General features: G+C 45.8%; 8 protein-coding genes. 2 read left to right on the top strand and 6 right to left on the bottom strand.

Annotation, left to right across the window (positions count from 1 at the left end):
• Positions 1-2 precede the first annotated feature (2 nt).
• From AABW11_RS15300 to AABW11_RS15285, 4 genes are all read right to left on the bottom strand, one after another.
• A complete protein-coding gene (locus AABW11_RS15300) occupies positions 3-1,451 on the bottom strand; it encodes an MFS transporter (protein WP_340106001.1) in 1,449 nt (482 codons plus the stop codon).
• 83 nt (positions 1,452-1,534) lie between these two features.
• Positions 1,535-3,847 (bottom strand): glycoside hydrolase family 3 N-terminal domain-containing protein, encoded by a 2,313-nt coding sequence (locus AABW11_RS15295; protein WP_340106000.1) that lies wholly within the window; start codon positions 3,845-3,847, stop codon positions 1,535-1,537.
• A 72-nt stretch (positions 3,848-3,919) separates the two neighbouring features.
• On the bottom strand, positions 3,920-6,094 hold the full coding sequence (locus AABW11_RS15290) for an alpha-glucuronidase family glycosyl hydrolase (protein WP_340105999.1): 2,175 nt from the start codon (positions 6,092-6,094) through the stop codon (positions 3,920-3,922).
• A 626-nt stretch (positions 6,095-6,720) separates the two neighbouring features.
• The gene (locus AABW11_RS15285) at positions 6,721-7,752 is read right to left on the bottom strand and encodes a LacI family DNA-binding transcriptional regulator (protein WP_340105998.1); all 1,032 of its coding nucleotides are present in this window, start codon (positions 7,750-7,752) and stop codon (positions 6,721-6,723) included.
• Positions 7,753-8,363: 611 nt separating this feature from the next.
• Between AABW11_RS15285 and pulA the strand changes: the two genes are divergently transcribed.
• Together pulA and AABW11_RS15275 are read left to right on the top strand one after the other, a co-directional pair.
• A complete protein-coding gene (pulA, locus tag AABW11_RS15280) occupies positions 8,364-11,234 on the top strand; it encodes a pullulanase-type alpha-1,6-glucosidase (protein ID WP_340105997.1) in 2,871 nt (956 codons plus the stop codon).
• Positions 11,235-11,399: 165 nt separating this feature from the next.
• Complete coding sequence (locus AABW11_RS15275; protein ID WP_340105996.1) at positions 11,400-12,005, top strand: DJ-1/PfpI family protein; 606 nt, start codon at positions 11,400-11,402, stop codon at positions 12,003-12,005.
• Between the two features lie 173 nt (positions 12,006-12,178).
• Here the strand turns inward: AABW11_RS15275 and AABW11_RS15270 are convergent, their stop codons facing one another.
• Positions 12,179-13,414 carry an aminotransferase class V-fold PLP-dependent enzyme gene (locus AABW11_RS15270; protein ID WP_340105995.1) on the bottom strand — a complete coding sequence of 412 codons (1,236 nt, stop codon included), beginning with the start codon at positions 13,412-13,414 and terminating at the stop codon, positions 12,179-12,181.
• A 163-nt stretch (positions 13,415-13,577) separates the two neighbouring features.
• Positions 13,578-14,057: a RidA family protein gene (locus tag AABW11_RS15265; RefSeq protein WP_340105994.1), complete on the bottom strand. Its 480-nt coding sequence runs from the start codon at positions 14,055-14,057 to the stop codon at positions 13,578-13,580.
• Between the last annotated feature and the right edge of the window lie 156 nt (positions 14,058-14,213).

The following is a 14,213-nucleotide window of genomic DNA, read 5'->3' as shown; positions in this document are numbered from 1 at the left end:
GATCAGGCATTTTCATCGGCTTCATTTCGCGCTTCAAGTTCCTCTTCAATCTGCACCATAAATGCATCTTTTAACGGATAGAATAGCATAATGCCTCCTCCAATAAACCCGAAGATTGCGGGGTAAACACTCATCAGTAATCGAATGCCAAGCATAGCTTCACCTGTTTGCTCAGCGAGTGGGACAAATCCGTGAACGTCCAGCATCCACCCGGTAATTGCTCCTCCAAATGTTAAACCGAGTTTTAGAGCGAAAAGTGACGCTGCCATAATCAAACCGGTGGCACGTCGGCCAAATTTCCATTCCCCATAATCGGCCGCATCGGTATAAATAGCCCACTGAAGCACCGAAACAGATCCAAAAAAGAAGGAGACCAGTACATTCAGCGTATACATCAGCAGAACGTTATCGGGCTGTAGAAAGAAAAAGAAACAAGAAAAAGCCGCACTTGATAGCAAAAAGCCGGAATAAACAAACTTCTTGTCCATCAGCTTTGTGAAAAATTTAGTCAGGACCGCCCCTATAAGCGTTGCAATAGTACCGGCAGTAATGAACGAAGACGCGAATATAGCATAGGTAAGATCAATTGTCCAGCCCAGTAGCTCCAGTTGCTGATCACCGACAAAATAGCGGAAGTAATAGGTTGTTGACGAGCCGCGCATTACAATGTAGGTTAGCTGAAACAGTGTGGCCGCTCCAACAAGTACCCAGGGCTTGTTTTGAAACAGGTCTTTCAGATCGTCACTAACTTTATTGCGCTTTTCTTTCGTTGGGCTGACCCGCTCTTTTGTGAGATAAAATGTAGCAAAAAGCAGCGCTACAGCCAGTGCGCCATACGCCACCATTGTCATCTGCCATCCCAGGGCTTCATTTTCACCGCCAAAGTATTGAACCAGGCCAAGTGTTGCGGCTCCTACAATAATCTGGCCACCAAACGCAGCCACAAATCTGAAAGATGATACTTCCGTCCGCTCCATCGAGTTTGGTGTGATGACCCCCATCAAAGCAGCATACGGCACATTAATGGCCGTGTATAGCATCATCAGAAGCATGTAAGTGGCGTAGGCGTAAATCAGCTTACCGGATACTGTAAAATCAGGAACAGTAAACGTTAAGACCCCGGCAATAGCCAGCGGAATTGCAAAGCTGAGAATATACGGCCGGAATTTACCCCATCGCGTTTGAGTGCGGTCAGCTATCATACCCATCATGGGGTCTGTGATAGCGTCCCAAATCCGGGTCACAAGCATCATAGTTCCCATGGCAGCCGCCGGGATTCCCATTACATCGGTGTAAAATATCGGCAAAAAAAGCACAAACGTCTGAAAGTAGAGGTTAGATGCCATATCGCCGAGGCTAAACCCTACCTTCTCTTTAAATGTCAACCTCGGTCGTTCCAGCTTCACACCGTCGGAATCCGATGTTGCAGTACCCGTTGTTTGCTCACTCATCTTATGTATTTACCCCGTCAATTATGTGTTTGATGCGCCTGAAAAGTCCTGCCTCACGCAGGACGCCCCGGTGTTTGAAAATGTTAGTTTACAGTAAGCATGGTGCTTTTCAGATCATTACTATCCGAAGAATTTCCAATCATTATATCAAATTCCCCCGGCTCAACTGTATAGTCCATATGAATGTCGTAAAATGCGAGGGAAGATGGTGTGATCTCAAGAGTCACGGTTTTGGTTTCTCCCGGTTTGAGCCAGATTTTCTTGAACCCTTTCAGCTCTTTCACCGGACGCGTTACACTGCTTACCTTGTCCCTGATGTAAAGCTGCACGACTTCAGTACCTTCCCGGCTGCCGGTGTTAGTTACATCCACAGACACTTCCGTTGATTCATCAGGATTGATAACACTTTTATTCAGCTTGATGTCACCTATAGAAAAAGTGGTATAGCTCAGACCGAAACCAAACGGGAAAAGCGGAGAGGCGTCATCAAACAGATAACCCCTGCGTGCTGACGGCTTGTGATTATAAAATGCGGGAATATGCCCCACGCTGCGAGGGAAAGAGATCGGGAGTTTGCCACCCGGGTTCAGATCACCAAACAAAATGTCAGCTACCGTATTACCCGTTTCCTGGCCTATATACCAGCATTCCAGTATTGCATCTGCATGTTGATTGAGATCATTTATGGCCAGCGGTTTTCCGTTGAATAGAAATGCAACAACGGGCTTGCCGGTTTCCACCATCGCCTGTACCAATTCATTCTGCTGACCAACCATTTCCAGGTTCGTGCGATCACCCATATGATTCAGTGCCCACGATTCTCGTGATGTTTGATCGTTGCCACCGATTGCCAATACAATTACATCGGCATCTTTTGCAGTTTCCTTGGCCTCTTCGATCAGTTTCCTGTTTTCCTCAGGATCGGCGAGAACAACCTCATCCTCTTCCCATGAACCGCCAATTGTAATTTTACACCCTTCGCTGTATACCACTTCAAACTGGCCGTTTACTTTCTCTTTAATACCATCCAGAAATGTTGATTCATGCACAGGCCGGCCACTGTATCCACCCAAAAGGCTTCGGTTTACATTCGGGCCGATGACCGCCATTTTTTTGATCTTATTTTTATCAAGCGGTAAAATATCATTGTTATTTTTCAGCAGTGTAACGCTTTCACTTGCTGCCTGCTTTGCGACGTCCCGGTGTTCTTCGGCGCCGGAAATCTTTTCAGCCTCTTCAGGATCCACAAATGGGTCATCAAACAGGCCAAGTTTAAACTTCCAGTACAGCATCGGCCGAACCATCTCGTCTAGCCGTGATTCCTTAAGCGCACCTTCACTCACAAGTTCAACAATATTTTTATAGGCGTTCGGTTCAGGAAGCTCTATATTCACACCCGCTTCGATTGCTAACTTCGCGGCTTCCTTTCCATCTTTTGCTATATGATGGCCGTGTGTGTCCGGGCGGTCTGAGAGCTCCCAAATTGCGTAGTAATCAGAGACAACAAATCCCTCAAATCCCCATTCGTCTCTCAGCAGGTCCTGAAGGAGCCACTTGTTCGCATGAGATGGCACGCCATCAATTTCGTTATAGGATGCCATCACACTAATCACCCCGGCTTCATCGATGGCATTTTTAAACGGGGGCAAAAAGACCTCTCTAAGTTCCCTCATCGATACGTTAACCGGTGCGCAGTTCATGCCGGCTTCCGGATCACCGTGGGCTGCAAAGTGCTTCAGGGTAGCCAAAACTCTTTTTTTGTCTGAAAAACTTGCGTCACCCTGGAAGCCTTTAACAGCCGCAACACCCATTCGGCCCACCAGGTAAGGATCTTCACCAAATGTTTCTTCAACCCGTCCCCATCGTGGATCACGGGCAATATCAACAACCGGAGTCAGTGCCTGGTGACCGCCGCGAACACGCGCTTCAAGTGCCGAAATCCCGTACATCGACTCAATTAAATCCGGGTTAAATGTCCCTGCCATTGCAATAGGCTGAGGAAAACTGGTGGCGTTTGTTGCTGCCAGCCCATGCAAACACTCCTCATGAAAAATTACCGGAATGCCGAGCCGGGAGTGTTCCATGAAAAACTTTTGGATCTCATTTGTCAGCGTCGCTATCTCCCTTGCAGATTTACCATTCACCACTTCATTCGGACGTCCAACCTGCCCCAACCCATGGCCTTCACTATAAGAGTCTTTTGCTTTTTCAAGATCAAACTCCCCGTTAGCGTTAAGAAGGGTATCAGCTTTCTCATTCCATACACCTACCATTTGAGCAGCTTTCTCTTCTACAGTCATCAGTGAGAGTAAGTGGTCGAGCCGCTTCTGGATACTCAATGATGAATCTTTATAAATTGCTGTATCGGTGGTTGTTACGTTTGATTCTGAATTCATTAAATTTGAGCTACCAGTTAAATTTTATTTTCAATTTCATGCCTGCTGTTCCTTGTACAGGCTGACCCATTATTAATTGTACCAGGGATCAGGAACGTATTTCGTGTGTTCAAGGGCTTTATAATAGTCAAGGGTATGATCTGGTGCCTCATAACCATTTGGAATCGGCAGGTTATTTACGCTCTGAAAATAGAGAATACATGCGTTTCGCCAGTGAATGGCATCTCTTTCCTGAATTTCGAGCAGAGATTTTACTTCTTCAAAGCGCTGCGACCCAATTAAACCCTCCGTTCTATTCCATAAATTCTGCATTTCCCGCACTTGTTCCACTCCACTATAATATTTGTGTACCAGTTCATTCCAAAGGGGGCGTCCGGTATTCATTTCGTAATCCCAGCTAACATGATGAAACCACAAAAGGTAGTCGTCACTAATCCGATTCAGATCTCTGAATCTGCTGGCAACGGGCTCTTGATACTGGTCTACAGCATTTGATCCGGTGGCGGTGCGATCAAAGCCAACACCATTTTCGTCTGCTTTATGGTAGTATACGGCAGTCCAGTCAGGCCGAGGCAGATCTGCAGTCCACGGCGCCGGCCCGTAATGATGACCCTGGGCATACAAGTGAGTCAAACCAATCGGCATACGATAGTTAACTCCCGCATCACGCGACATCATCATCATCTCTTTGACAGGCTCTATAAATTCTTCATCCGTCGAGTATGTCATTTGAATCCACTCTTCGGCAATCTCTTCTGCCGTAAGTGTATGGTCCCAGGCCAGGCGCCCGAATGAATACCAGCTTGATTGTACAAATGGATGCCCTGTCCAGTTTCGATCGCTGCCCGGATTGATGACACCCGCCATACCGGTGTGTTCGTAGCCAAACAGGGATCCATCTACAACGCGTGCTACAGTAGAGCCCTCCCCTTTAGCGTACGTGTCGGATGTGAGGGCTTCTGTGAAAAGTGGCCCCATATATGCCAGGTGCAGATCAAAACCAAAATATTCCTGCGTCACCTGTAGCTCAATCATCGTGTTAGTCTCTTCCATCGCTCCAAATAGCGGAGAGAATGGCTCACGCGGCTGAAAGTCAATTGGGCCATTTTTTACCTGTAAGATCACATTATCAGCAAATTGGCCATCCAGCGGAACAAATTCATCATAGGCTTCTCGAAAACGGTCCGTTTGTGCCGGATCATAAACGAAAGCGCGCCAGAAAACAATGCCATCATGTGGAGCAAGAGCATCTGCAAGCATATTAGCACCTTCGGCATGAGTACGGCCATAACCATGCGGGCCGGGCTGACCCTCAGAGTCTGCCTTTACCAGAAAGCCACCGAAATCAGGAATTTTCTCATATATCTCATCAACCTTAGATTCCCACCAATCTGCGACATCGGGATTTAGCGGATCTGCAGTTTCAAGACCGCCAATATCGACGGGTGAATTAAAGCTGACCGACAAAAATGTTTGAATTCCGTAGGGCCGAAACACGTCGGCCAATGCAGCAACTTTCGTTAAAAACTGATCTGTTAGAATCTTCGGATCAGCATTCACATTATTGATCGCGGTGGCGTTAATACCGACGGAGGCGTTTATCCTGGCGTAATCGACATATCGTGGGTCTTCGTAATGAGGCAGTGACCCCCAGTCCCACAGTGAAAGCCCTGCATACCCTCTTTCTACCAGACGGTCAAGATTATCCCAGTGGTTCACAACCCGAAACTCCACTTTTGGGGAGCTTTTAAGCGACAAACCTTCCAGATCCTGCAATGTCTGCAACTGTCTCAAAAACGCAAACACACCATAGAGCACGCCGATCTCTTCATTTGATGCAATGATCATCAAGTGATTACCATCGACAACACGATGCTCAATGAAGTAGCCCTCCGGACCCAACTGATTGAGCTCGTCATCAAGAGATAAGCCAGCAATCAAATCAGATGTACCGGGTGTACCGACAACAATTGTCCCGTTTTGCATCTGGTTAGTCGTTGCAATATCCTCACCCAAAAGACCTGATAGTCCCGGTGTAAGCTCCTCTCCGGCAGCTTCGAGTGTGGGTGAACTCAGAGGAATGGATACATAATTGATCATCTCCCTGTACTCTGACAACTTATCCGGATTTTCAATCAAGTCATAAGAGAGCCACATACGATACCCATCCTGGGCAAACGCTTGCGTTGAAAGCAAACAAATAAAAGCTGCACCAAATAATAATTTTCGAACTAATCGCCTTTTCATAAGCCTTTGATTGATCAATTTTTGAATTTGTTGTAGCCTCACAATGCCTGCAAGGTACTACCGGCCACTTCAGCACGCTAATTCCCTGAGGCTCGGCAAATTATTCCGATTCACTCAACTTATCAAAAGCGCTTTTTTCTGATGCAGAACTGATAAACGCATCTATTTGATTAAGATATTTAATCAGGGCAAATAATAAAAAATAAATGAGCAAATTTACGTTTAAATTGTCCATAATTTGTTCAAGTAAAGAATACAGGCACTTTTAATATAGTTGAAAACCACTGAAATTATTGAATTTGGATAGGGTCTGTAGGAGAGCAATATATTAACAAGTTAGAATGCACTACCACGGGGGCAGAGCCCACGAGGTATCAACTTATAATCCATAACTTTCTGTTCAATATGGAGTTTATTCTGCAGTGTCCCTCCGCCGGTGGATGGTAATGGGGGGTAATCTCTTGTGCATCATAACCAACAAATAGACAATTCTGAACTCTGAAAGTCACCCCATGCTCTCCCGACGGTCGGGGTCGCTTCCCACTTCTTCCGAAGGGATCCCTTGCAGGGAATTGGGACTTTTATCTTTTCCAACCCAGAGGTCCGGGGAATTAAACCTTCGAAGATTAAACAGTTACAGTCTTTTTCTTCCTGGACTGAATTGAAGATTCTCTTACTTCAAGAGATACCGGCACCAGGCTTACTATACCCTGGTGTTTATCGGGTTTGCCAAGTCTTGAGATTAGATTTTCAAGTGTATGCTCGGCCAGCACTTTATAGTCCGTGTTTACAGACGAGATTTTTGGATAGTGGTATTCGCAAAATGGAAGGTTATCAAAACCTGCAAGGGCGATATCATTAGGAAATTTATACCCGGCTTTTCTGGCTGTTTCAATAAAACCGAGAGCCATAGAGTCGTTGGCCGCAAAAACAGCGTCGGGCTTTTCATCTTGCTTTTGAAAGTCTTCGAACGCACGGATTCCGGATTCAAGAGTATAGTCTCCCTGAAATTCCCACACACTTTCCGCATCAGCCGTTTGCTTGATGTAATCCATAAACGCGTTTGTCCTAAAGCGAGCTTCCGGCATTTTATAAGGCCCTTCAATTATACCCAGTCTTCGATACCCCTGGGAGTAAAAGTGCTTCGTTACAAGTGTTGCCCCCTGGTAAGCATCAAACGTAACTGTATCCAAAACAGAATTGTCAATATTTGAGCATGAAATTATAGGAAAATCTTTTGGTTTGGTTTGAATAATGTGACGATATTCATGCTCTTTTAACTCCGGTATAAATAAAACAGCAGCTGAATACCCTAAATCGCGGATTTCCCCGATTAAACTGTCAATCTCGTCAATAGCTGGCTGAACGCTAAACAAACTCACATTCATCTTTTTATTCCGAGATGCTTCCAGAAATCCAAAAAAGAATGCAGAATAGAACTCACCTGTTCTGAAATTAGTAATAACAGCAACTGATATCGGTTGATTATTTTTACTTGAGTGTCTGTTTTCCGGGAGTGGATACCCGAGTTTACGTGCACTTGCAATAATTTTTTTCCTGTTAGGCTGTGAAATACGTCCTTTTCCCCTGATAGCTCTGGATATAGTAGAAACTGAAAAGCCTGTATCTTCAGAAATGTGTTGTAGTGTAATTTTCATAGCGTGATGAGAGGGTTGCCAAAGTAATTTCAGTTAAAAATAGTGATTAATATAATTAAAACTTTGCTCATTTTGCTCATTTTTCCTTTAATCCAAAAATATAGCTCTCTTGAATGAGTTTAAATGAGCAAATACCGAGAAGCCGGGGCAATTTGCAGCCTGAATATCTTGACCAAACGGTCATGAATTTGAGATTTGTAATCCCGGCTTTCCTTCCTGCAAATTTCTCATCTGAAACTCTGCAGGATTTGGACACTGATCTGCTTAAGTTCTTAACGTCAATTAAACTCTCAGTGACTGAAAAAAAGATTTCGATTGCAGCCTGTTTTTTGCACCTTTATTTACCTGAGTTCGATGCTTAAATTTATCGGATATCAACAAAAACAGTCCAAAATGGGCGTTAGTTAAGTTAATTCGTCATCACTTATGTCATGCCACGACTCGGCGTGGCATCTCCTGCCTTTGTTAAGGACAGTAGATCACGCATCAACTGAAGGGATCCCCGCGGGAAAGTGCGAGATGACGCCCATTTTGGACTGTTTTTGCCATTTTTTAAATCGAACTCAGGTTTATTTACAAATCCGAACTCCGTAGCCTTTTGTACTTTTAATATGAAAACCAACCATTTTATTTCTACACTTCTCATCTTCATGGTCATTGCCTCGCAATGCGCTTCGCCGTCAGAATCAGAAACACAGCAGCCAGCAACCACTGGCTTCATCACAGGCGCTGCGGCACACTGGGTCAGTGCCAACCGTATGATATGGGATGCACCTGAAGATGCCGCTTCATACAGGCTCTATTTCAGCGACACAGCCGGGCTTATTGTCACCGAAACCAGCATCAATGGCGAAGAGTTTTATGAACTGACGCCCGATGCCGACTTATCAGGTAATCTCGCAAATAAATTTCGGCATATATCAGACCGACCTGTCTTTTCGCTCGATCAAAGCAAATCCGATATTGACTATGCGCTAGAAGGCCAGCTGCTTGCTGTGGCACTCGATGAAAACGGCGAACCTATGGAGGCGACAAAAGTTCAGGTACATGGTGTCCTGGATAATCTTTACGCCTACGACGGCCATTTAGGACCGGTTTATGATGGTAACGCCATCAATCTGTATCTCTGGGCGCCAACAGCACAAACGGTTTCTCTGAATCTGTATGACAGCGAAAAAGAGCTGGTTCAGGTGGCTGCACCTATCGATTCTGATCCGGCCAATGGCGTGTGGACGTTTGAAGGCACATCCGATTGGGACCAAATGTTCTACACGTTCGACATCACGGTATACCATCATGAATCGGGACATATCGAGAATTTCGAGGTTACCGATCCCTATTCAGTCAGTCTCTCGACCGGCAGCCGGCAAAGCCAGCTTGTAAACCTGAACGATCCGGATTTGAAACCTGCGGGATGGGACAATCTCATCAAGCCGCTGCCAAACCATTCTGATATTACTCTTTATGAAGCGCACATGCGGGATTTCAGCATAAACGATCAAACCGTTCCGGAAGAGCACCGGGGAACATACATGGCGTTTACTCATAATGGTACTGACGGAGCAAATCTATCTGATGGCATGCGACACCTGCAGCAACTGTCCGACGCCGGGCTCACACATCTCCACCTGTTGCCACTGAATGATATTGCATCCATTCATGAAGAGCGTACAGAGAGAGTTGATATAAATGATCCGTTTGAAAGAATTTGTGACGTGGCCGGGGTTGACGGTCTTGACGAAGCTTGTGCAGAATATGGCTTGACGCCTATTGAAAAAGTATTTGAACAACTGGCATCTGATGACCCCATCACAAAAGAAATACAGCGCATCTACGCCGAGCAGGGCGATGATGGCGGCCACGGATTTGCATCACATGATGGCTTTAACTGGGGCTACGACCCGTTTCATTTTAACACACCGGAAGGAAGCTACTCTACAAATCCGGAAGGCACTGCCCGAATCCTGGAACTTCGGCGAATGGTTCAGGCGCTTGACGAGATCGGATTGAATATTGTAGTTGATGTTGTGTATAACCACACCCATGCAACAGGCACATCCCGGTTTTCCGTGCTCGACAAGGTTGTACCTGGCTACTATCAGCGTCTGAATCCGGATACGGGAATTGTGGAAACATCAACCTGCTGCGCTAACACAGCTGCAGAGTTTACTATGATGGAGAAGCTCATCATTGATTCAGTCAAACTTTGGGCCGAACAGTATAAAATTGACTCTTTTCGGTTTGACCTGATGGGGCATCATCCAAAATCGACCATGATAAATGTACAGGAGGCGCTGGCTGACCTCACCCCGGAGGAGAACGGCATTCATGGAGACAAAATCTATCTCTATGGAGAAGGGTGGAATTTTGGCGAGGTGGCCGACGACAGGATTTTTACACAGGCCACCCAGTTTAATATGGGCGGAACGGGAATTGGAAATTTTAACGACAGAAGCCGGGATGCCATTCGGGGCGGGTTTTATTCCTGGAGCGGACGTGAACAGGGATTTGCCAATGGGCGATTTCTGTATCCGAATGAAGCTGAAATAGCAACTCGTGATGAGCAGCATCAGTCTCTTCTCGATCAGGCAGATCGCATTAGGGTTGGCATGACGGGAAACCTTGCTACATATACATACGTCAACAAAAACGGTGACCTTGTAACCGGCCGGAATGACTTGATCGGCTATGCGCTAAACCCGGAGGAATCTGTCAATTATATCGACAAACACGATAACGAAACCCTGTGGGACAACACCCAAACCAAGCTGCCAATCGGCATGTCAATGGATGATCGGGTTCGCGTCCACCTGCTGAGCCAGGCCTTTATTAATTATGGGCTCGGCGTGCCTTTTCACCAGCTTGGAACAGATATTCTACGGTCGAAGTCAATGGATCGCAACAGCTACGATTCCGGCGACTGGTACAACAGAGTCGATTTTACACTCGAAACAGATAACTGGGCTATCGGCCTGCCGCCCCGCTGGGATAATGAAGAAAACTGGGATGCACAAGCCGAGTTTATGACTAACACAAATATCGACATTCAAAAAGAGCATATGGAGTTTGCCAATCGAGTATTTCGGGATCAGCTCAGCATCCGTTATAGTTCACCTCTTCTTCGGCTGGGTGATGCAGATGAAATTCATGAGCGCGTTGGCTACCACAATACGGGACCGGACCAGGTGCCCGGCCTGATTGCCATGACCATTTCTGATGGAAGCTGCACGTCGTCTGATACAGATCCAAATTACGACGGGCTTCTCGTGGTCTTCAATGCTGATCAGGAACCGATAGAAATCGATCTCGGAATCAGTGGGCTGGAACTCCATCCGATTCTCAGTGACGGAACAGATACTGTTATACAATCGACGGTTATTCAGGACGGTGCAGTTAAGGTGCCGCCAATTACATCGGTGGTATTCGTAAAACCGCAATCTGGTAATCAGGGCGATTTTCCCTGTAACCCTGCTATCGAATAGCAATTTTAATTCTCGAAATCACCTGCCAACGTCATCGCGGACTCCGATCCGCGATCTCCCATTGTTGCCGTGACTTGCAATGCACACCACTCTGAATCAGAACGGTTCTTGGTCTCGTTTGGTTTTAATAATTGAATCAAATTCTAAACCAAAAAGGAGAAAGATATGGGAGCTAAAAAAATTCTGATGATTGCAGGAGATTACGGAGAAGATCTGGAAACAATGGTGCCGTTCCAGGCGTTGCAGATGGTGGGCCACGAGGTGCACGCTGTATGCCCGGATAAAAAGGAAGGTGATACCTGCCCGACCGCTGTCCATGATTTTGTGGGCGATCAGACCTATAAAGAATTAACCGGTCATAATTTTACCCTGAATTACGACTTCGATCAGGTAAATGTGGAGGATTATGACGCACTTGTTATTCCCGGTGGACGAGCACCAGAATACTTGCGGCTAAATGATGATGTACTCAAAATGGTCCGCCATTTTGTGGATGAAGACAAACCGATTGCGGCGATTTGCCACGGACTCCAGATAATGGCGGCTGCCGGCGGCATTGAGGGCAGAAGACTAACCGCTTATCCTGCATGTGGCCCGGAAATGAAACTTGCCGGAGCTGATTACCAGGAAGTGCCGCCAACAGAAGCCGTTGTGGATGGCAATCTTGTGACAACCCCCGCATGGCCCGGACATCAAAAATGGCTCGCTGAATTCCTTAAGGTGCTGGGAACAGAAATTTCCCACGGTAAAGAGCTTGCCCATCAGGATTGACAGAGTCGAAAAGAAATGGTATTTCTCATAGAAGCAGTAAGCTACTTGCTTCTAAGGAATGTGGATAAACTCTCACATTCTGAACTTTTTTTAGAAATACCATTTCTCAAAAACGAATTTAAACTTCGAACTCAGATCCGCAATGTCTCAGTGAGACATTGCGGATCTTTTTATCAAACAGCCTCCTCAAGCACATTTTTCACCCTCCGGGCTACAATATTTACCTGTTCCGGTTTCATCATTGAAACTGTAATGCTGAGCGAATCACCTCTTGATGAAACCAAAATGGGCGGGGTTCCTTTACTTAGGGCATCTGCCGCTTCATCCGGGGTAATTTTAACCTGTGTTTGGTCCCAGCTCAATCGTAAATCGGGAAAATGATTTGCCGGGCCGTCATTTACATGAATTTCACTATGAACAGTAGGAACTGTTTTTGCATTTTCCGCAATTTGTTCATTCCAGTCCAGCCATTGATTCCACTCGGCGTCATGATCTTTTTCCAGGTAGAGTTCCAGCGCAACCAGCATTCCAAACATTTCCTCTTTATTCACCTTTAATCCGCGTCCCAATGTATTTGAATGTGGCGAATGATTAAGCTTAGCTGCCTCAATCAGGTCTTTCCGGCCATACAACAGTCCGGCACTTTGTGGTCCGCGAATTGCCTTTCCACCTGAAAAGGTAATCAGATCAAATCCCATTTCGGTGTAGAGAAACAAATTCGAGGCGGGCGGCACATCTGCAGCCGCATCTATAAAACTGGGAATACCATGGCGTTTACAAATGGCTACAAATTCTTCATGGCCAATATTATGCTCAAATCCGCCGAACTGGGCCGCCGCATTAAAGAACAATCCCATTACAGTGCGGTCATTTATCGCCTGCACCATTTCACGGGCATTTTCCACTTCCACCATTTTAATACCTGTATTCCGAACCGCATGGTCATAACCATAACGGTGATTTTTCTGTATGATCACTTCCCTGCGGGGACCCGGGATATCCGGCAGATTGCGAATCAGCTCTTCATCAGTACCGGTAATGGCTGCTGCCGTACCAAGTGTTAAGGCTCCGGCTGCCCCGGAAGTTACCATAGCTGCTTCGCAATTCAACAGTTCTGCAATACGCGAGCCGACTTTATCCTGGACTTCATTCAGATTGGCATATCGGGTTGATGTAGCACTGATCGTCTCAACTACTTCGGGCTGCATCAGTGAACCTGACAGATAGGTAAGCGTACCCCGGCCGTTTATAATCGGTTCAATTCCCAGTTCTTCAAACAGATCCCTCTTTTCCAAATTACGACTTAACTGCCCCGTACTTGCACAACCGCCGGCTCCCAGAATACCAAGACCGCCAAGCAAGGGTACACCGGCAAGGATTCTGATCATTTTCCGTCTGCTTAACTTCATTATATTTTTTTTGTTTTATATTGAATGTTATCATGTAATTGACTCTTAGAGGGCATTGAAAAATCCATTTTTCCAATCTCTATATTTTCGAGAATTTAAAATCCCTCACTTCAGGCTGAATTATTTTCCTGAGAGTTATATTCTATGGCCATGCATATCAGGATTAATCGTCCAGTGCTGCTATGCAGTCAATTTCAACCAAAGAGCTTCCCGGAATTCCGCCATAACAGGCTACTGTAGTACGAACCGGAGGGTTTTCACCGAATCGTCCGCGATAGGCATCATTCATTTTGGAATAGTCAGCCATATCTGCCAGGTAAACATTAACCTTCAATACTTTCTCCATCGAAGAACCAGCCTTTTCAAGCTCTTCCTGCAGCTGATCAAGAACCTCTGTTGTATGCAGTGTAATATCCCCCTCTTCGTGATAGCCTTTTCCGGCAATGTAAACCAACCCTCCATGGGTCACAGATCCCGAAAAAAGAGGGGTTGATCCCTGTTCATTCTCCGGTATCCTTGTTATGGATTTGTCATTAGCTGAGGCTGCCTGTGTAAACCCAAACATCCCGGCCCCGCTTGCAAAGATTGTTGCAAACATCGATTTGATCATTGAACGGCGTGACGTTTTTCCTTTTATATCCATAGTGATTGCAATTCAGTTAAATTTTAGTTTATAAGTTATTTAAAATTATATTTTACAGTTATTTATGATCAAAATATCGATTATTTACTCCATCCATTCTTCTGTGGCTATACCATTCCGGTCATAGACAATTCTGCCGGCCCTCAGAGTTAGTTC

This window comes from Rhodohalobacter sp. 8-1 (assembly GCF_038150125.1).
Taxonomy (GTDB): domain Bacteria; phylum Bacteroidota; class Rhodothermia; order Balneolales; family Balneolaceae; genus SW132.
The sequence above is the reverse complement of the archived record's forward strand: the minus strand, read 5'-3'. Positions and strand labels throughout refer to the sequence as shown.

Bases quoted from the DNA above. Each gene is read 5' to 3' on its own strand.
- AABW11_RS15300 (WP_340106001.1), bottom strand. From the start codon at position 1,451: ATGAGTGAGCAAACAACGGGTACTGCAACATCGGATTCCGACGGTGTG.
- AABW11_RS15295 (WP_340106000.1), bottom strand. From the start codon at position 3,847: ATGAATTCAGAATCAAACGTAACAACCACCGATACAGCAATTTATAAA.
- AABW11_RS15290 (WP_340105999.1), bottom strand. From the start codon at position 6,094: ATGAAAAGGCGATTAGTTCGAAAATTATTATTTGGTGCAGCTTTTATT.
- AABW11_RS15285 (WP_340105998.1), bottom strand. From the start codon at position 7,752: ATGAAAATTACACTACAACACATTTCTGAAGATACAGGCTTTTCAGTT.
- pulA (WP_340105997.1), top strand. From the start codon at position 8,364: ATGAAAACCAACCATTTTATTTCTACACTTCTCATCTTCATGGTCATT.
- AABW11_RS15275 (WP_340105996.1), top strand. From the start codon at position 11,400: ATGGGAGCTAAAAAAATTCTGATGATTGCAGGAGATTACGGAGAAGAT.
- AABW11_RS15270 (WP_340105995.1), bottom strand. From the start codon at position 13,414: ATGAAGTTAAGCAGACGGAAAATGATCAGAATCCTTGCCGGTGTACCC.
- AABW11_RS15265 (WP_340105994.1), bottom strand. From the start codon at position 14,057: ATGGATATAAAAGGAAAAACGTCACGCCGTTCAATGATCAAATCGATG.